13 protein-coding genes and 1 riboswitch are annotated in these 18,140 nt (G+C 70.8%); of the genes, 5 read left to right on the plus strand and 8 right to left on the minus strand.

What is annotated here, in order from left to right:
* The first annotated feature begins 79 nt into the window (after positions 1-79).
* Together R2B38_RS33750 and R2B38_RS33755 are read left to right on the plus strand one after the other, a co-directional pair.
* Complete coding sequence (locus R2B38_RS33750) at positions 80-1,540, plus strand: NCS2 family permease (RefSeq protein ID WP_318019599.1); 1,461 nt, start codon at positions 80-82, stop codon at positions 1,538-1,540.
* A gap of 46 nt (positions 1,541-1,586) precedes the next feature.
* Positions 1,587-2,738, plus strand: a complete 1,152-nt coding sequence (locus R2B38_RS33755) for an XdhC/CoxI family protein (RefSeq protein WP_318019600.1) — start codon at positions 1,587-1,589, stop codon at positions 2,736-2,738.
* 5 nt (positions 2,739-2,743) lie between these two features.
* Here the strand turns inward: R2B38_RS33755 and R2B38_RS33760 are convergent, their stop codons facing one another.
* Complete coding sequence (locus R2B38_RS33760; protein WP_318019601.1) at positions 2,744-4,909, minus strand: protein kinase domain-containing protein; 2,166 nt, start codon at positions 4,907-4,909, stop codon at positions 2,744-2,746.
* Positions 4,910-5,090: 181 nt separating this feature from the next.
* Between R2B38_RS33760 and R2B38_RS33765 the strand changes: the two genes are divergently transcribed.
* Complete coding sequence (locus tag R2B38_RS33765) at positions 5,091-5,732, plus strand: LysE family translocator (protein WP_318019602.1); 642 nt, start codon at positions 5,091-5,093, stop codon at positions 5,730-5,732.
* Positions 5,733-5,796: 64 nt separating this feature from the next.
* Here R2B38_RS33765 and R2B38_RS33770 read toward each other — a convergent pair whose 3' ends face one another.
* Positions 5,797-6,237, minus strand: coding sequence for an SRPBCC family protein (locus tag R2B38_RS33770; protein WP_318019603.1), 441 nt, complete (start codon positions 6,235-6,237; stop codon positions 5,797-5,799).
* 202 nt (positions 6,238-6,439) lie between these two features.
* On the opposite strand from R2B38_RS33770, the gene R2B38_RS33775 reads away from it, so the two are divergent.
* Together R2B38_RS33775 and R2B38_RS33780 are read left to right on the plus strand one after the other, a co-directional pair.
* Positions 6,440-7,450 (plus strand): DUF2278 family protein, encoded by a 1,011-nt coding sequence (locus R2B38_RS33775; protein ID WP_318021860.1) that lies wholly within the window; start codon positions 6,440-6,442, stop codon positions 7,448-7,450.
* A gap of 119 nt (positions 7,451-7,569) precedes the next feature.
* Positions 7,570-8,802 carry a cytochrome P450 gene (locus R2B38_RS33780; protein ID WP_318019604.1) on the plus strand — a complete coding sequence of 411 codons (1,233 nt, stop codon included), beginning with the start codon at positions 7,570-7,572 and terminating at the stop codon, positions 8,800-8,802.
* Position 8,803: 1 nt separating this feature from the next.
* On the opposite strand, the gene R2B38_RS33785 is transcribed toward R2B38_RS33780, so the two are convergent.
* From R2B38_RS33785 to R2B38_RS33810, 6 genes are all read right to left on the minus strand, one after another.
* Entirely contained in the window at positions 8,804-9,538 is a 735-nt protein-coding gene (locus R2B38_RS33785) for a polysaccharide deacetylase family protein (RefSeq protein ID WP_318021861.1), read from the minus strand.
* A 159-nt stretch (positions 9,539-9,697) separates the two neighbouring features.
* A complete protein-coding gene (locus tag R2B38_RS33790; RefSeq protein WP_318021862.1) occupies positions 9,698-10,282 on the minus strand; it encodes a histidine phosphatase family protein in 585 nt (194 codons plus the stop codon).
* A gap of 105 nt (positions 10,283-10,387) precedes the next feature.
* The gene (gene metE / locus R2B38_RS33795; protein ID WP_318019605.1) at positions 10,388-12,700 is read right to left on the minus strand and encodes a 5-methyltetrahydropteroyltriglutamate--homocysteine S-methyltransferase; all 2,313 of its coding nucleotides are present in this window, start codon (positions 12,698-12,700) and stop codon (positions 10,388-10,390) included.
* 141 nt (positions 12,701-12,841) lie between these two features.
* Positions 12,842-13,068, minus strand: a riboswitch (cobalamin riboswitch).
* Between the two features lie 73 nt (positions 13,069-13,141).
* Positions 13,142-14,134 carry a methylmalonyl Co-A mutase-associated GTPase MeaB gene (gene meaB, locus R2B38_RS33800; RefSeq protein WP_318019606.1) on the minus strand — a complete coding sequence of 331 codons (993 nt, stop codon included), beginning with the start codon at positions 14,132-14,134 and terminating at the stop codon, positions 13,142-13,144.
* The gene (gene scpA, locus R2B38_RS33805) at positions 14,131-16,335 is read right to left on the minus strand and encodes a methylmalonyl-CoA mutase (RefSeq protein WP_318019607.1); all 2,205 of its coding nucleotides are present in this window, start codon (positions 16,333-16,335) and stop codon (positions 14,131-14,133) included. The genes meaB and scpA overlap by 4 nt, the downstream gene beginning before the upstream one ends.
* The gene (locus tag R2B38_RS33810) at positions 16,335-18,140 is read right to left on the minus strand and encodes a methylmalonyl-CoA mutase subunit beta (RefSeq protein ID WP_318019608.1); all 1,806 of its coding nucleotides are present in this window, start codon (positions 18,138-18,140) and stop codon (positions 16,335-16,337) included. The genes scpA and R2B38_RS33810 overlap by 1 nt, the downstream gene beginning before the upstream one ends.

An 18,140-nucleotide genomic window follows, 5' to 3' on the forward strand; every position in this document is an offset into this window, starting at 1 on the left:
CCCCGGGTCGTCCATCCCAAATCCCGCGCGCCGCCGAGGCGGCCGACGGGTGCCCCTGTGAACCTTGGGAGATGGCCCCATGACCCAGCAGTCAGTGGAACCCAGGACCGCCGCCGAGGACTCGGGTGAAGGAACCCGCGTCCCCGCCGACCGGTCCTGGCTCGACCGGTACTTCCACATATCCCGGCGGGGATCGACCGTCGCGCGTGAGGTGCGCGGCGGAGTCACCACCTTCATGGCGATGGCGTACATCCTGCTGCTCAACCCCCTGATCCTGTCCGGCAAGGACGTCGCGGGGGACACGCTCGGCCAGAAAGGGCTGATCACCGCGACCGCGTTCGCGGCGGCCTTCACCACCCTCCTGATGGGCTTCGTCGGCAAGGTGCCCCTCGCCCTCGCCGCCGGCCTCTCCGTCTCCGGCGTGCTCTCCTCGCAGGTCGCCCCGCAGATGACCTGGCCGCAGGCGATGGGCATGTGCGTCCTGTACGGCGTGGTCATCATGCTGCTCGTCGTCACCGGCCTGCGCGAGATGATCATGAACGCGATCCCGCTCGCGCTGAAACACGGCATCACGATGGGCATCGGCCTGTTCATCGCGCTCATCGGCTTCTACAAATCCGGCTTCGTGCACCAGGGCAAGGCGACCCCGCTCACCCTGGGCCCGGCGGGTGAACTCGCGGGCTGGCCCGTCCTGTTGTTCGCCGGCACCCTGCTCCTGATCTTCATGCTCCAGGCCCGCGACATGCCCGGCGCGATCCTCATCGGCATCATCACCGGCACGGTCGTCGCCTCGGTCCTGAACGCCGCCGGGGTCATCGACCCCAAGCAGTGGGCGAGCGGCGCGGCCCCCGAACTGCACGGCAGCGCGGTCTCGATGCCGGACTTCTCGCTCTTCGGGCATGTGGAGTTCGGCGGTTGGGGCAAGGTCGGCGCGATGACGGTCGGCATGATCGTGTTCACGCTCGTGCTGGCCGGCTTCTTCGACGCGATGGCCACGATCATCGGCGTCGGCACGGAAGCCAAACTCGCCGACGCCAAGGGCCGGATGCCGGGTCTGTCGAAGGCACTGTTCATCGACGGCGCCGGCGGCGCGATCGGCGGCGTGGCGGGCGGCTCCGGCCAGACGGTCTTCATCGAGTCGGCGACGGGGGTCGGGGAGGGCGCCCGAACGGGCCTCGCCTCGGTCGTCACCGGCCTGTTCTTCGCGGCCTGTCTCTTCTTCACCCCGGTCACCGCGATCGTCCCGCAGGAGGTCGCGTCCGCCGCCCTCGTCGTCATCGGCTCGATGATGCTGATGAACGCCCGGCACGTGGACTGGGCCGACCGGGCCACCGCGATCCCGGTGTTCCTGACGGTGGTCGTGATGCCGTTCACGTACAGCATCACCGCGGGCGTCTCGGCGGGAGTCATCTCGTACGTCGCCATCAAGACCGCGCAAGGCAAGGCGCGGGAGATCGGCGCCTTCATGTGGGGGCTGACGGTCATCTTCCTCGTGTACTTCGCCCTCCACCCCTTCGAGAGCTGGCTGGGCGTGCACTAGCCGCACCCAACCCCCTTACCCCGCACCCCCGTTAGGAGACCGAGAGATGCTGGACATCGCCGAAGAGCTGCACCGGTGGGTCGAGCAGGGCCGCGACTTCGCCGTCGCCACCGTGGTGGCCGTCGGTGGCAGCGCGCCCCGCCAGCCCGGCGCCGCCCTCGCGGTGGACACCGACGGCACGGCGATCGGCTCGGTCTCCGGGGGCTGTGTGGAAGGCGCGGTCTACGAACTGTGCCAACAGGCCCTCGCGGACGGCGAAACCGTCCTGGAGCGCTTCGGCTACAGCGACGAGGACGCCTTCGCCGTCGGCCTGACCTGCGGCGGAGTCATCGACATCCTCGTCACACCGGTACGGGCCGGCGACCCCGCCCGACCGGTGATCACCGCCGCCCTCTCGACCGCGACGAGCGGCGGGGCGGCGGCCCTGGCCCGCATCGTCTCCGGCCCAACTCCCTTGCGGGGACGCGCGATTGTCGTCCACCCCGACGGCTCCTACGACGGCGGGTTCGGCGCCCACCCCGAACTGGACCGCACGGTCGCCGCCGAGGCCGGTGCCTACTTGGACGCGGGCCGCACCGGCACGGTCGAGATCGGCGAGCAGGGCTCCCGCTGCGGGGCCCCGCTCACCGTCCTGGTCGAGTCCTCGGTGCCGCCGCCCCGGATGATCGTGTTCGGCGCGATCGACTTCGCCTCCGCACTGGTTCGCGTCGGCAAGTTCCTGAACTACCACGTGACGGTGTGCGACGCCCGCCCCGTCTTCGCCACCCGGACCCGCTTCCCCGACGCCGACGAGATCGTCGTCGAGTGGCCCCACAAGTACCTCGCCCGCACGGACGTCGACGCCCGTACCGTCCTGTGCGTCCTCACCCACGACGCCAAGTTCGACGTACCGCTGCTCCACCTCGCCCTGCGCCTCCCGGTGGCGTACGTCGGCGCGATGGGCTCCCGCCGCACCCACCTCGACCGCAACGAGCGCCTGCGTGAAGTCGGCGTCACGGAAATGGAGTTGGCGCGGCTCAGGTCCCCGATCGGGCTCGACCTCGGCGCGCGTACGCCCGAGGAGACGGCCCTGTCGATCGCCGCGGAGATCGTCGCCAACCGGCGTGGCGGCAGCGGCGTTTCACTCACCGGGGCGCACACGCCCATCCATCACGACGCGACGGCGCTGCCCACGGGAAGGATCGGGTCGGTGGCCTGAACGGTTCAGCGGGGACGGGCTGAAAAGGCCGTGTCGCCCGCCACAGCCACGATCGAGTCCTTGACGAGGACGACGTACGGCGTGGTGTCGTCCGTCGAGTCGCCGGCGTTCGCCAGCGCGGACGTACGCCACTTGACGGCTCCGGTGCTCCGGTCCAGAGCCAGCAGGCGGCCGAACTGGTTCGAGAAGTAAAGGGTGTTGAACTTCGCCGAGAACACCGGCGTCGACAGGTTCTCGGTGTCCGTCTCCCGCTGCCAGAGCCGCTTGCCGTCGGTCGCGCGGACGGCGGTGACCGTGCCGTTCGGCCGGACGAGGTAGATCACGTCCTTGACCAGGGTGGCCGTACCGCGAGTGCCGGCCGGCAGGGAGATCCGCTCGATCGTGCCGGTGCTCGGGTTCACCCGGTCCAGGGCGGTGTACAGCTGGTCCGGGCCGCTGCCGAAGACCTCCGGCGCCAGCTTCGGCGCGAGGAACAGCAGCCGGCCCTTGCCGACGCCCAACGGCCAAGCCCCCGTGGGGAGTTCGGCGACCTTCCGCTGTGCGCCGGTGGCGGGGTCGAGGCGGATCAGGACGAAGTCGCCCTGGGAGGGATCGTCCTCGACCGTGCAGAGGGCGTACGGGGCGCCGCCCAGGACCGTCGGAGTGCAGGAGTTCCCGAGGTTCGACCAGATGGGTGCGCTCCACAGCCGGCGGCCCGACGCGTCGTAGGCCACGAACTTCGTCGCGCCCACGTCCATCGCCAGGATCCCGCCGTCGAACAGGACGGGGTCCGTGTCGTCCCTGATCGGGTGGATCCACAGCTGGGTGCCGTTCTTCGCGTCCAGGGCGACCAGGCGCCGGGTGATGAAGGTGTCGTTCGAGTCGGGCTTGACGTACGTGTAGACGCGCCCGTCCCGGACACCGACGGGGAGTGCGGTCTCGGGGCTGGTGCCCGACCGCCAGCGGACCCGGCCCGAGGCGGCGTCCAGCGCGGTGACCGTGGCGCCCGTACCGGCGCAGTACACGGTGGTGCTGTCGCCCGCCAGACAGCCGGACTGGGTGTAGTCGAGGGGATCGCCGGTCTGGGAGGTGAGCAGGCTCGCCCGCCATGGCTTCCAGCCGCTGGGCAGCGATACGGCGGCGGGGGACGAGGAGGACGTGGACGCGGCGGGCGAGCCAGGGTCCGTGCCCTCGTCCGACAGCCAGTGCAGAGTGCTCAGACCGAGGGTGGTGACGGCGAGTGCGGTGGCGAGGGCGATGACGAGTCGCCGGGACCGGCGCGGGTGTTGCCCATTGTCGGGGACGGTCGCCGGAGCGGGCGGGCGGGGACGTTCGGTTCTCGGGAGATCCGCCGCCGTGGCGGACCCGGACCGGGACCCGGTCTCGCCCTCGGGCAGGGTCAGCAACATACCCTGCAGTTCGGCCAGTTGGGGACGGGCCGCCGCGTCCTTGTCGAGGCAGCGCTCGGCGATGCTCCGCAGCGGCTCGGACACACCGTCCAACCTCGGCTGCTCATGCATGACTTGATAGCCCGTCAGGTACGGGCTGGCGCCGTCGAAGGCGCGGTTGCCGGTGGCCGCGTAGACGAGGAGCGAGCCGAGCGAGAAGACGTCCGAGGCGGCCGTGACGTCCCGGGGCGCGGCGAACTGCTCCGGGGACATGAAGGGCGGGGTGCCGATCAGCCGCCCGGTGACGGTGAGGGTCTGGTTGTCGGCGGCGCGGGAGATACCGAAGTCGATGACGCGGGGGCCGTCCTCGGCGAGCAGCACATTGCTCGGCTTCAAGTCCCGGTGCACGACGCCCGCTTGATGGATGTCCCGCAGTGCCTCGACCAGTCCCAGCGCCAGGGTGCGCAGGGCTTGGCCGTCCAACGGGCCGTCCTTCTGGACGACTTCGGCCAGCGTGCGGCCGGGCACGTAGAGCGTGGCCATCCAGGGGAGTTCGGCGTCCGGGTCGGCGTCCACGACGGGAGCGGTGAACGCTCCGCTCACCCGGCGGGCGGCGGCGATCTCCTGCCGGAAGCGGGCCCGGAACTCCTCGTCCAGCGCGTACTGGGCGTGCACGACCTTGACCGCGACCTGCCGGCCCGAGGCCGAGCGCCCGAGGTACACGACACCCATCCCGCCGCTGCCGAGCCGGTCGACCAGCGCGTATCCGCCTATCGACTCCGTGTCCCCGGGGCGAAGCGACATTCGCCGGTCACCTTTCCTGATTCCCGTGCCCGGATGGGCCGTTCAGAGCCATCACACTAGGGCGTTCGCTCCACTCACCGGGCATCGCCCTCGGGGCACCCGGGAATGAGTACGGGGCGTCGGCCTCGGGGCACCCGGAAATGAGTTGCGGTCCCGGGGCACCCCCATCTTCCATGGCCCCATGGTGTCCACCGACCGACTTGCCGCCTTCGCGGCGCTGTCCTTCCTGCTGATCATCGTCCCCGGCCCCAGCGTGCTGTTCGTGATCGGGCGGGCGCTGGCCCACGGCCGCCGGGCCGCGCTGACCACCGTCGTCGGCAACACCCTCGGCGCCTATCTGCTCGTCGTCGCGGTCGCGCTCGGCGTCGGTTCGCTGGTGGAACGCTCGGTGCTGGTCTTCACGGCACTGAAGCTCGCCGGCGCCGCGTACTTGGTGTACCTCGGGGTCAAGGCGTGGCGTCAACGCGGGTCGCTGCGGGCCGTGTTCGCCGGGGAGGAGGCGCCCCCGCACAGTGGCCTGCGCACGCTGTGGGAGGGGTTCGCCGTCGGGGTGGCCAATCCCAAGACCATCGTGTTCTTCGCCGCCGTACTGCCTCAGTTCGTGGACCGCGAACAGGGCCATGTCACCAGCCAGATGCTGCTGCTCGGCCTGGTCTTCAACCTCATCGCCGTGGCCTCGGACAGCGTGTGGGGGCTGGTCGCGTCCACGGCCAGGGACTGGTTCGCCCGCTCACCGCGCCGGCTCTCCGCGGTGGGCGGGGTCGGCGGGCTCACGATGATCGGCTTGGGCGTGACGGTCGCGGTGACCGGCCGTAAGGACTGACTCCCTAAGGACTGGCTCCCTAAGGACTGGCTCCCTAGGGCTGACTCCCTGAGGACCGGCCGCATCACGCCCGTCTCAGCAGCGCGTTCACCGCCCGCCCGAACATCGACCGTGCCGCCCACCTCAGCGGCCGGTCGAAGAACCCCGGCAGGAAGCGGACCGCCAGCTCCTCCTCCCACACCACGCGGCTACGGCCCCCCGGCCCCGGCCGCACCTCGATCTCCGCCCAGCCCGTGACGACCCGCCCCCGCTTCTCCAGGCGGACCAGACCCGGCTCGTCCTCCGTCGGCGGGCGCCACACCGTGACCTCCATCCGGTCGTCGAAACCGAGCGGGCCGAGCCCGGAGCGGGCCACGAAGACCGTGCCCTCGCGGGTCGGCGGGGGAGTGACCACGGTGACCCGGGTCAGCGGGACGACATCGGCGTGGCGTGGCCACTCCGTCAACCGGCGCCACGCCTCCTCAAGGGGAAGCGGAGCCGTACGTTCGAGACGGAAGTTGACCATGTATGGATCGTAGAGAACGCTTCTTGATCAGCGGTACTTTCATCGCCGGCTCACACCCATGGCCTAGCGGCTCATAGATACGGAGACGTACACCGGACAGCCGCCCCGAATTTCCCCGCGTCCCGGCCGGAGGGGACGCCTCCCCCCTACGCTTTCCCTCATGGGCGGGCATCCCGCCTGCCCGCAGGGGGAGTTGACCGCCATGCCACTGAAGGCCTACGGCGTACTGATCACGCGCGCGGTGGACACGAGGCGCGAGGGCGCCGCCGGTACACCGCACTACCAGATCCATCTCACGGACGACGCGGGAACGCATTTCCGGGCCGCGGTCAACGTCCTGTCGGCGGAACAGCCCTCCGAGCTGCTCTATCTCGTCGACGAGGACTTCCAACACCCGCTCACCGCCCGCCTGGAGGGCCTCCCGAGCGGCTGGAACACGCTGCTGCCCGGACCCGGCGGCCCGAACCTCGACTTCGTGCGCGGCAACCTCTTCGACCCGGCGCGGCTCCGCACCCTCCCGCCGGACGCGAGCGGCCCCGACAACGACCTCGCCGACCTCCTCGACCACTACGTACGCCGCGCGGTGGACGACCCGGACGCCCGGCTCTACGTCTTCGGCGAGCGCTTCGGCCCCGAACCGACCGTCAAGGACAAGGTGTTCGGCTTCCTGCCGGGCAACGGCGTCCACGACATCCACATGAACCAGGGCAACAGCCGCCGGTTCAGCGGTGACGACGGGGTCTGGCAGGACGGCGGCCTCCTCATCCACTTCCCGGCACAGTCCCGCTGGGTCGGCATCTTCCTCGCCTTCCAGAGCCAGTCCTGGCACACCGACGACACCACCGGCCACACCCTGGACGGCACCGACGGTTCGCGCCCCGACCCCGGCAGCCAGCCCGTCCGCGTCGTGGCGGCCCTGGTCAACCCGCGCGGCCCGGCACCCGAGCCGGAGAGCGTCACGCTCCTCAACGCCTCACCCGACCCGCTCGACCCCACCGGCTGGCGCGTCCGGGACCGCCTCGGCCACTCCTGCGCGGTACCGCCCGGCCCCCTCGCCGCCGGCGCCACCCTCCTCGTCCCCCTCACCGACGGCGTCCAACTCGGCAACCAGGGCGGCGAGATCACTCTCCTCGACGCGAACGGCCTGAAGGTGCACGGCGTTTCCTACACGGCGGACCAAGCGGCACGGGAGGGTTGGACGGTCGTCTTCTGACCAACCGGGCCGCTCTGCCCGGAAGTTCCCTACCGCACCCGCACCCCCCTACGGCACGATGAGCGCGACCTGCACGCACCACCCCGCACCGCATCACGCCATCGGCCGGAGGGTGTCCCGTGGACCGCGAACTGCACGCCAGACTCGACGACTTGCAGCGCGACCCGTACCCGGCCTACACCCGGGCACGGCAGACCGAGGGCCTCACCCACCTCGCGGAACTCGACGCCTGGCTCGTCTCCCGGGACACCGACGTACGCGAAGTCCTGCGCAGCCCCGAGGACTTCTCCTCGGCGATGGCCCTACGCCCCGACGTGCTGCCGACGCCCGCCGCGCTCGCCGTCCTCGGCGGCGGGTTCGGCGGACGGCCCGTCGTCGTCACCGCGGACGGCGCGCGGCACCAGCAGCTGCGCGCACCGATCGTCCGCGGCCTCTCGCCGTCCCGGGTCGCGGCGGTCCTGCCGTACGCGGCCGAGCGCGCCGCGGCCCTGGTGGACACGTTCGCGGACGGGCAACGCGAGCACGGGCACGTCGAGTTGATGTCGGCGTACGCCAGACGGCTCCCCGGCGAGGTCGTCGGCAGGATCGTCGGCCTGGCCCCCGCCGACGTGCCCGGAGTCGTCCACGGGGGCCACCGCGCCGAGGAGTTGCTCTTCCGCCCGCTGGAGGAGGACGAGCAGATCGCCGCGGCCGAGGACGTCGTCGCGATGCAGCACATCCTCGACCGCTACGTGCGGGAGCGGCACGCGCACCCCCGCCAGGACCTCGGCACGGAACTGATCGCCTCGGTGACGGGCGAGGAGGACGGCGACCTCACCCTGGAGCACAGGCACGAACTCGTCGCCCATCTCCAGAACTTGCTCATCGCCGGTCACCTCACCACCACCGCGCTCATCGGCACGACCGTCCTGCATCTCCTCCGTCACCGGGACCAGTGGGAGCTGCTCTGCGCCGAACCCGATCGCATCCCCGCCGCGATCGAGGAGGCCGCCCGCTACGACACCGCGCTCCAGGGCTTCCGCAGGGTCACCACCCGGCCGGTCGTCCTCGCCGGTACCGAACTCCCCGCCGGGGCAACGCTGTTCGTAGCCTTCGGCGCGGCCAACCGCGACGAGGAACGCCACGCCCGCGCCGACACCTTCGACATCACCCGCACCCCGACCCGCCACCTGGCCTTCGGCTTCGGCGTGCACAGCTGCCCCGGCTCCCAACTGGCCCGCGAGCAACTCCGCCTCACCCTGGAGGAGTTGACGACCCGCCTCCCAGGCCTACGGCTGGCACCGGACCGTCCGGTCACCATGCGCCCGACGATGATCCACCGCTCCCCGTACGCCCTGCACCTGACCTGGTGACTCAGGGCCGGTACACCTTCCCCGGCTCCGCCTTCCCGGGCGCGAGGAGCTGCGGCACGGTCACGAACACGTACCCGCGCTCCTTCAGCGCGTCGATGATCCCGGGTACGGCGGGCACGGTGCCCTGGTACAGGTCGTGCAGCAGGATGATGCCGTCGCGGGAGGCCTGGGCGAGGACGCGCTTGGTGATCAGCGCGGAGTCGGTGGTCGCGTAGTCCTTGGCGGTGACGCTCCACAGCACCTCCGAGAGGCCCAACTCCCGGCAGATCTTGTGCACTTCGTCGTCGGTACGGCCCTGCGGCGGGCGCATCAGCGTGGGCCGCCTGCCGGTGATCCGCTCTATCGCGTCGTCCGTGCGGACCAGTTCGTCGCGTATCTGCGCGGGGGATATTCGGGTCAGGATCTTGTGGTCCCAGGTGTGACTGGCCACCTCGTGCCCCTCGGCCGCCATCCGCTCGACCAGCTCCGGGTACTTCTCGATGTGCCGCTTGCCGAGCAGGAAGAAGGTCGCCGGGACGTGCCTCTCCTTCAGGATGTCGAGCAACCGCGCCGAGTTCTCACTGGGCCCGGCGTCAAAGGTCAGCGCGATGCACTTCGCCTCCCGACAGTCGACCGTCCCGAACCCGACCCGCGCGGTGGCGGACGCGGCCTCGGCCCGGGCGGCGGCCGGCGCGGTCGTGTCGAGCCTGGTACACCCGCTCGACCCCAGCCCCAGCACGGCAACCGCCACAAACATGCCGACGGCACGCAACCCGGCCCGGGGTCTTTCCCTCTTCTTGCACAGAGCACTCAGTGATGGCATGCCGGGACTATACACAACGATTATACTCTGAGTGTATAGCGGGGCGAGGGTGGCCGGACCAAGGGTCACTGCCGATTCGCGAGCCCTACTGCCTCACCGGTCCGCGGCCTCCGGGATCAACACCCGCCCGAGTTGAAGATTCCATCGTCCGGCATGCCCGCTGAGTTCGGTCGCGGTCAACGGCCGTACGTCGAGCCGCCAGAAAGCGGGCCCGGGCGCGTCGAGGATCGTGACCGCCAGCGCCCGTACGAACTCCTGCTCGACCACGGCGATGGTCCTGCCCTCGAACTCCGCGGCTGCCTCCAGCCATCGGGCCGCCCGCTCGCACAACGCCCGCACCGACTCCCCGCCATGGGACATCGCGTCCGGGTCCGTCAGCCAGGACATCATCGCGTCCGGCTCCCGGATCATCACCTCGTCGAGCGTCAGACCGCGCCAACGCCCCATGTCCAGCCCCGCCAACTCGGGCTCCTCCACGGCCGCCAGGCCGAGGGCGGACGCCGTCTCCCGGCAGCGCGTGGTGGGAGAGACCAGCACCCGGTCGGCCGCCCGGAGCGAACCGGCGAGGGACTCGGCACGGGCCGTACCGCGCGGGTCGAGTGAGGCGCCGTCGTCGAACCGGGTCTCCCGCAGGGACCGGTTCATCGCCGGCGAGATCAAGGTGATGCGGCTGGTCACTTCGTCGCTCCAGTTCTGCGGGCTGTGCGGGTCATCGTCTCCCACGCACCTCAGGGCGGGGGCGGCGGGGAGGACGTCCTCCCCGCCGCCCCCGCCACCATCGGATCAGGAACCAGCCAGCTCCTCACGCACCGTGCGGGCCGCCCCGACCAGGTTCTCCAGCGAAGCTCGGGTCTCCGGCCAGCCGCGCGTCTTCAGACCGCAGTCCGGGTTCACCCACAGCCGCTCCGCCGGAATCGCCTCAAGTCCCTTGCGCAGCAAGGCCGCCGCCTCGGCAGCACTCGGCACGCGCGGGGAGTGGATGTCGTAGACACCCGGTCCCGCCTCGCGCGGATAACCGTGCTCGGCCAGTTCACGCGCGACCTGCATGTGCGAACGGGCCGCCTCCAGGCTGATGACGTCCGCGTCGAGGTCGTCGATGGCCTGCACGATGTCGCCGAACTCGGCGTAGCACATGTGCGTGTGGACCTGTGTCTTTGGCCGGACACCGGAGGTGGTCAGCCGGAACGCCTCGGTGGCCCAGGCGAGATACGCCTCCCGGTCCGCCGCGCGCAGCGGGAGGGTCTCGCGCAGGGCGGGCTCGTCGACCTGGATGACCGAAGTCCCGGCCGCCTCAAGGTCGTTGACCTCGTCGCGCAGGGCGAGGGCGACCTGTCGGGCAGTGTCGCCGAGCGGTTGGTCGTCGCGGACGAAGGACCAGGCGAGCATGGTGACCGGCCCGGTGAGCATGCCCTTGACCGGGCGCGAGGTGAGCGACTGGGCGTACGTCGTCCAGCGCACCGTCATCGGCTCGGGGCGGGAGATGTCTCCGGCCAGGATCGGCGGGCGGACGTAACGGGTGCCGTAGGACTGGACCCAGCCGTGCTGCGTGGCAAGGTACCCGGTGAGCTGCTCGGCGAAGTACTGGACCATGTCGTTGCGTTCGGGCTCGCCGTGCACGAGGACGTCCAGGCCCGTCTTCTCCTGGAACGAGATCACCTCCTGGATCTCGGCCCTGATCCGCTCCTCGTATCCGGCCGCGTCGATCCGCCGCGCCCTCAAGTCGGCCCGCGCGGTGCGGAGTTCGGCGGTCTGCGGGAACGACCCGATCGTGGTCGTCGGCAGCGGCGGCAGCCCGAGGTGCGCGCGCTGGGCCGCTGTCCGCTCGGCGTACGGCTGGGAGCGGCGGGCGTCCACGTCGGTGACGGCGGCGGCCCTGGCCCGTACGGCGGGGTCGCTGGTGAGGGCCGAACCGGCTCGGGAGGCCAAGTCGGCGCGGTTGGCGGCGAGTTCGGCGGCGATCGTGTCGGTGCCCTGCGCCAGGCCCTTGGCGAGCGTGACGATCTCGGACGTCTTCTGCCGCGCGAACGCGAGCCAGCGCAGGATCTGCGGCTCGATGTCCCGCTCGGCGGCCGCGTCCAGCGGCACGTGGAGGAGTGAGCAGGACGCGGCCACGTCGACCCGGTCGGCGAGACCGAGCAACGTGCCCAATGTGGCAAGGGACTTGGTGAGGTCGTTGACCCAGACGTTGCGGCCGTTGACCACCCCTGCGACCAGCCGCTTGCCGGGGAGCCCGCCGACTGCGGCGAGGGCGTCCAGGTTGGCTGCGGCGGACTCGGTGAAGTCCAGGGCGAGGCCCTCCACGGGTGCCTTCGCGAGCACCGGCAGGGCATCGCCGAGCCGGTCGAAGTACGAGGCGACCAGCAGCTTCGGTCGGTCCGTGAGGGCGCCGAGGTCGCGGTAGGCGCGGGTCGTGGCGTTCAGTTCGGCCGGGGTGCGGTCCTGGACGAGGGCGGGTTCGTCGAGCTGTACCCATTCCGCGCCCGCCGCGCGGAGGTCGGCGAGGACCTCGGCGTACACGGGGAGCAGCCGGTCCAGGAGGGTCAGCGGGTCGAAGTCCGCGGAGACGCCGGGGGCGGGCTTGGCGAGCAGGAGGTAGGTGATGGGGCCGACCAGTACCGGGCGGGCGGTCAGGCCGAGGGCGAGGGCCTCCTTCAACTCCGAGACCTGCTTGGTGGAGTTGGTGGTGAAGACCGTGTCCGGGCGCAACTCGGGCACGAGGTAGTGGTAGTTGGTGTCGAACCACTTCGTCATTTCCAGCGGCGCCACGTCCTGTGTGCCGCGCGCCATCGCGAAGTAGCCGTCCAGCGCGTCGAGTTCGACGGCGGCGCGGTGGCGTTCGGGGATCGCGCCGACCATGACGGTGGTGTCCAGGACGTGGTCGTAGTACGAGAAGTCGCCGGTCGGTACCTCGTGGATGCCGGCGTCCGTCAGGTGCTGCCAGTTGGTGCGGCGCAGGTCGGCGGCGGTGGTCCGGAGGGCGTCCGCGTCGACGCGGCCCTTCCAGTAGCCCTCGATGGCCTTCTTCAGTTCCCGGCCCCTGCCCTGGCGGGGGTAGCCGTGGACGGTTGCCCGGGCTGCCGCGGACTTTGTTGTCACGGAACTCTCCTTCGCGAGATGTATCCCTGAGGTCCCGGTGGGGGACGGGGGCGCGAAGGAACGTCAGATCGGGCGGTTGTCGTGACCGCCGATGTGTACGCCGACCCGCCCACGAGGTCACCGGGATTCCGCGCGCGAATGCTTCGCGTGCGGGCAGGTGGCAGGTCTTCGGACTTGCGGGCACGGCCTCCGTTTGGACCGGAGGTCACCTACTGGCCGTCGCTTCCCAGGTCCTGTTGTGGGCCCAGTGCGTATGACGGCGGTCGTTCCTGCTTACCGCTGCGGGGCAGTCCCGGAATTTCACCGGGTTCCCTCTTGCGACGCGTTCCGTCTGGCTGACGGGGCGAACCAGCTGCGTGGCCAGCCTAAAGGGTGTGGGGTGGGTGCGTCGATTTTTTGTCTGCGGGCCGGTGGGGGCTGGTCGCGCAGTTCCCCGCGCCCCTAGGTAGATCCGGGGCCCCGGGATGTGAAGGCTCGCAGGATTTCCTCTGCCGCCAAGGTCGCCGTCAACTCGCCTTCGCGTACCTGGCGTTCGAGGTTCGGAGCCAGCGCACGTACCGTCGGATCGGAGCGCAGGCTGCCCAGCAGCTCCTCGCGGACCATCGTCCACGTCCAGTCCACCTGCTGCTCGCTGCGCTTCGCGGCCAGGCGGCCGGAGGAGTCCAGCAGTGAGCGGTGTTGTTCCAGACGCTCCCAGACCGTGTCCAGGCCGGTGCCTTCCCGGGCGCTGCAACTGAGGACCGGTGGGGTCCAGGCCGCGTCGACGGGGTGCATCAGCCTTAGGGCGCCCGCCAGTTCGCGGGCCGCGCTCTTCGCGTCTCGCTCGTGCGGGCCGTCCGCCTTGTTGACCGCGATGACGTCCGCCAACTCCAGGACGCCCTTCTTGATGCCCTGGAGTTGGTCGCCTGTGCGGGCCAGCGTCAACAACAGGAAGGAGTCGACCATGTTGGCCACCGCTGTCTCCGACTGACCTACGCCCACCGTCTCGACGAGGACGACGTCGTAGCCCGCCGCCTCCATCACCACGATGGACTCGCGGGTCGCCTTCGCGACGCCGCCCAGCGTGCCGGCGGTGGGGGAGGGGCGGACGAAGGCGGCCGGGTCCACGGCCAGGCGTTCCATGCGGGTCTTGTCGCCGAGGATCGAACCGCCTGTGCGGCTGGAGGAGGGGTCCACGGCGAGGACCGCGACCCGGAAGCCCTGCGAGGTCAGCAATGTGCCGAACGCGTCGATGAAGGTCGACTTGCCTACGCCCGGTACGCCGCTGATGCCGATCCGGCGGGCCTGGCCGCTGTGGGGGAGGAGTTCGGTCAGCAACTGCTGGGCCATGACCCGGTGTTGGGGCTTGGTCGACTCGACCAGGGTGATGGCACGGGCCACCAGGGCCCGCTTGCCGTCGAGTACGCCCTTCACATAGGTGTCGAGCTCGATCACAGGGTGTGCCCGAGGTCGGCGGCCAAGCGTTGTACGAGGTCGTAGGCCGCGTCCGGGATCACCGTCCCGGGCGGGAACACGGCCGCCGCGCCCATCTCCAGGAGGGTGGGGACGTCCTGGGGTGGGATGACCCCGCCGACGACGATCATGATGTCCTCGCGGCCCTCCTCGGCGAGCGATTCCTTCAACGCCGGTACGAGGGTGAGGTGTCCGGCGGCGAGGGACGAGACCCCGACGATGTGGACGTCCGCCTCCACGGCCTGGCGGGCCACCTCGCCCGGGGTCTGGAACAGCGGGCCGACGTCGACGTCGAAGCCGAGGTCGGCGAAGGCGGTGGCGATCACCTTCTGGCCGCGGTCGTGGCCGTCCTGGCCCATCTTGGCGACCAGGATGCGGGGGCGGCGACCCTCGGACTCCTCGAACCCGGCCACGAGGGTGCGGGTGCGCTCCACGGACGGGGAGTCGCCTGCTTCGGTGCGGTACACACCGGCGATCGTACGGATCTGGCTCGCGTGCCGCCCGTACACCTTCTCCAGCGCGTCGGAGATCTCGCCGACCGTCGCCTTCGCGCGGGCCGCGTTCACCGCCAGCTCCAGGAGGTTGCCCTCACCGCCCGCCGCCCGGGTCAGGGCGTGCAGCGCGTCCTGGGTGGCCTGTTCGTCGCGTTCCGCGCGCAACCGCCGTAGTTTCTCGATCTGTTGGGTGCGGACGGAGGAGTTGTCGACCTTGAGCACGTCGATCTGCTCGTCGGTCTCCACCCGGTACTTGTTGACGCCGATGACCGGCTGGCGGCCGGAGTCGATGCGGGCCTGGGTGCGGGCCGCGGCCTCCTCGATGCGCAGCTTCGGGATGCCCGCGTCGATGGCCTTGGCCATGCCGCCCGCCGCCTCGACCTCCTCGATGTGCTGCCAGGCGCGACGGGCGAGGTCGTAGGTCAGCTTCTCGACGTACGCGCTGCCGCCCCACGGGTCGATCACGCGCGTTGTGCCGGACTCCTGCTGGATGAGGAGCTGGGTGTTGCGGGCGATGCGCGCCGAGAAGTCGGTGGGCAGCGCGAGGGCCTCGTCCAGGGCGTTGGTGTGCAGCGACTGCGTGTGGCCCTGCGTGGCCGCCATGGCCTCCACAGCCGTACGCGTCACGTTGTTGAACACGTCCTGTGCGGTCAGTGACCAGCCCGAGGTCTGTGAATGGGTGCGCAGGGAGAGGGACTTGGCGTTCTGCGGGTCGAACTGCTTGACCAGCTTGGCCCAGAGGAGACGGGCCGCGCGCAGCTTCGCGATCTCCATGAAGAAGTTCATGCCGATCGCCCAGAAGAAGGACAGTCGGGGGGCGAACGCGTCCACGTCCATCCCCGCCTCGCGGCCCGCCCGGATGTACTCCACGCCGTCCGCGAGGGTGTACGCCAGCTCCAAGTCGGCCGTCGCGCCCGCCTCTTGGATGTGGTAGCCGGAGATGGAGATCGAGTTGTAGCGGGGCATCCGCTGCGAGGTGTAGGCGAAGATGTCGGAGATGATCCGCATCGACGGCTTCGGCGGATAGATGTAGGTGTTGCGGACCATGAACTCTTTGAGGATGTCGTTCTGGATGGTCCCGGCCAACTTCTCGGGCGGTACGCCCTGTTCCTCCGCCGCCACGATGTAGAGCGCCAGCACCGGAAGTACCGCGCCGTTCATCGTCATCGACACGGTCATCTTGTCCAGCGGGATGCCGTCGAAGAGCTGGCGCATGTCGTAGATCGAGTCGATCGCCACGCCCGCCATGCCGACGTCACCGGTCACGCGCGGGTGGTCGCTGTCGTAACCCCGGTGCGTGGGCAGGTCGAAGGCGACGGAGAGGCCCTTCTGACCGGCCGCCAGGTTGCGGCGGTAGAAGGCGTTGGACTCCTCGGCCGTGGAGAAACCCGCGTACTGGCGGATCGTCCAGGGCTGGTTGACGTACATCGTCGGGTACGGGCCGCGCAGATACGGCGCGATGCCCGGGTAGGTGGCGAGGAAGTCCAGGCCCTCCAAGTCGTGCCCCGTGTACAGGGGTTTGACCGCGATGCCCTCCGGGGTCTCCCACAAGAGGTCGTCGCCGTCGGCCGCCTTCTTGACGGCGTCACGCCACTCGTCGGTGCCGGTGCCGGTGCCGGTACCGGCTTCGGTGGCCGGGGTGCCCAGCTCGATCCCGGAGAAGTCGGGGATGCGCCCGATCGCTGCCATCAGGACACTCCCATGCGGTCGAGGGTGGCGGAGAGTACGGCTACGGCGTCGCAGCCCGCGAAGACGTAGGCGTCGACACCGGAGTACTGCCCGGGACGGCCCGCGAGGAACACGTGCCCGGCACCGGCCGACCTCAACTCCCCGGCGACCGACGCCGCTTGCTCCTCGTAGAGCGCGTCGCTGGAGCACAGGCAGGCCTCGGTGGCCCCGCTGTCCGCGAACTCGCCCCCGGTGACGGGCTCGATGCCGCCCGCCTGGAACAGGTTCGACGCGAAGGAGAGGCGGGCGGTGTGCGCGGCGGCCGGGCCGAGCGCCGCCAGGAAGATCCGCGGCCGGGAGCCGGTCGCCGCGAGATGGGCGTCGGAGCGGGCGCGCAACTCTTCGTACGCCTCGTCGCGGCGCACGCGCGGCAGGCCGCCGGAGGGTTCCGTGGGAGCGGGGGCGCGCTCCGGGAGGCGTTCGGTCAGGTTCGGGAACTCGCTTACGCCGGTGATGGGTTCGCGGCGCTTGGCGAGTTTCGCGCTGCGGGCCGCCCAGGTCGTGGCGAGGTCCTCACGGAGGCTGCCGGAGCGCAACGCGGCTGCCTGGCCGCCCTGTTGCTCGATGTGCTGGAAGAACTCCCAGCCCGCGTGGGCGAGTTCGTCCGTGAGGCGCTCCACGTACCAGGAGCCGCCCGCCGGGTCGATCACCCGGGACAGATGGGACTCCTCGACCAGGATCGTCGAGGTGTTGCGGGCGATCCGGCGCGCGAACGCGTCCGGCAGGCCCAGCGCGTGGTCGAAGGGCAGCACAGTGACGGACTCGGCGCCGCCCACCCCGGCGGCCAGCGTCGCGACCGTCGTGCGCAGCATGTTCACCCACGGGTCGCGGCGGGACATCATCACCGGCGAGGTCACCGCGTGCTGCGTCTGCCCGCTCGGCGCCCCGCACACCTCGGTCACGCGTGCCCACAGCCTGCGCGCCGCGCGCAGCTTGGCGATGGTGAGGAACTGGTCGGCCGTCGCCGCGTACCTGAACTCCAGCTGGCCCACGGCCTGTTCGACGCTCAGGCCCGCCTCGGTCAGCTCCCGCAGATAGGCGACACCGGTCGCCAGCGAGGCGCCCAGCTCCTGCGCCGCCGAACCGCCGGCCTCGTGGTACGGCAGCGCGTCCACGGTCAGCGCGCGCAGCCGCGGGTACCCCTCGGCGCAGCGCCGGGCGAGTGCGGCCACGGGCGCGAAGGGGAAGCCCTCGTTCCCGGTGCGGGCCGCGAAGCCCAGCGGGTCGGCGCCGAGGGTGCCGCGGGCGGCTTCGGGCGCGACGCCCCGCTCCTCGTACAGCCGTAGCAACTCGCTTGCCGCGGGCTCGACTTCGCCGCCCGCGTCGAGGGCGACGGGCGCCAGGTCGAGATAGACGCCTTCGAGGGTGGCGCCGAGGGACGCGACCGGGATGCCGCGCTCGCCCGTGACCAGCCACAGCGAGGTGACGCCGTTCTCCAGCTCGCCGAGGACCGCGGCGTTGTCGGCGGTCGTGTGCCGCTGGCGTACGTCCCAGCCGCCGAGCGTGTTGCCCTCGGCGCGGCCGCCCCGGACGAAGGGGGCGAATCCGGGGAGGCCGGGCTCGGGCGCGGAGTCGTCGGCTGTGTACAGAGGACGGGCACGGAGTCCGTCCTCCAGCGAGGTGGACAGGGCGTCTTCCGCTGCGGCGCCCGAGACTTCCTTGCCCGACTTGCGCAGTACGCCTTCGACCAGGCGTTGCCACTGCTCATGAGTCGCGTCAGGGAACTCGGCGGCCAGCGAGAGCCCGTCGTCGGGCAGGACCGTCAT

Origin of the sequence: Streptomyces sp. N50 (assembly GCF_033335955.1) — a bacterium.
Classification (GTDB): domain Bacteria; phylum Actinomycetota; class Actinomycetes; order Streptomycetales; family Streptomycetaceae; genus Streptomyces.

Bases quoted from the DNA above. Each gene is read 5' to 3' on its own strand.
- R2B38_RS33750 (WP_318019599.1), top strand. From the start codon at position 80: ATGACCCAGCAGTCAGTGGAACCCAGGACCGCCGCCGAGGACTCGGGT.
- R2B38_RS33755 (WP_318019600.1), top strand. From the start codon at position 1,587: ATGCTGGACATCGCCGAAGAGCTGCACCGGTGGGTCGAGCAGGGCCGC.
- R2B38_RS33760 (WP_318019601.1), bottom strand. From the start codon at position 4,909: ATGTCGCTTCGCCCCGGGGACACGGAGTCGATAGGCGGATACGCGCTG.
- R2B38_RS33765 (WP_318019602.1), top strand. From the start codon at position 5,091: ATGGTGTCCACCGACCGACTTGCCGCCTTCGCGGCGCTGTCCTTCCTG.
- R2B38_RS33770 (WP_318019603.1), bottom strand. From the start codon at position 6,237: ATGGTCAACTTCCGTCTCGAACGTACGGCTCCGCTTCCCCTTGAGGAG.
- R2B38_RS33775 (WP_318021860.1), top strand. From the start codon at position 6,440: ATGCCACTGAAGGCCTACGGCGTACTGATCACGCGCGCGGTGGACACG.
- R2B38_RS33785 (WP_318021861.1), bottom strand. From the start codon at position 9,538: ATGTTTGTGGCGGTTGCCGTGCTGGGGCTGGGGTCGAGCGGGTGTACC.
- scpA (WP_318019607.1), bottom strand. From the start codon at position 16,335: ATGGCAGCGATCGGGCGCATCCCCGACTTCTCCGGGATCGAGCTGGGC.
- R2B38_RS33810 (WP_318019608.1), bottom strand. From the start codon at position 18,140: ATGACGGTCCTGCCCGACGACGGGCTCTCGCTGGCCGCCGAGTTCCCT.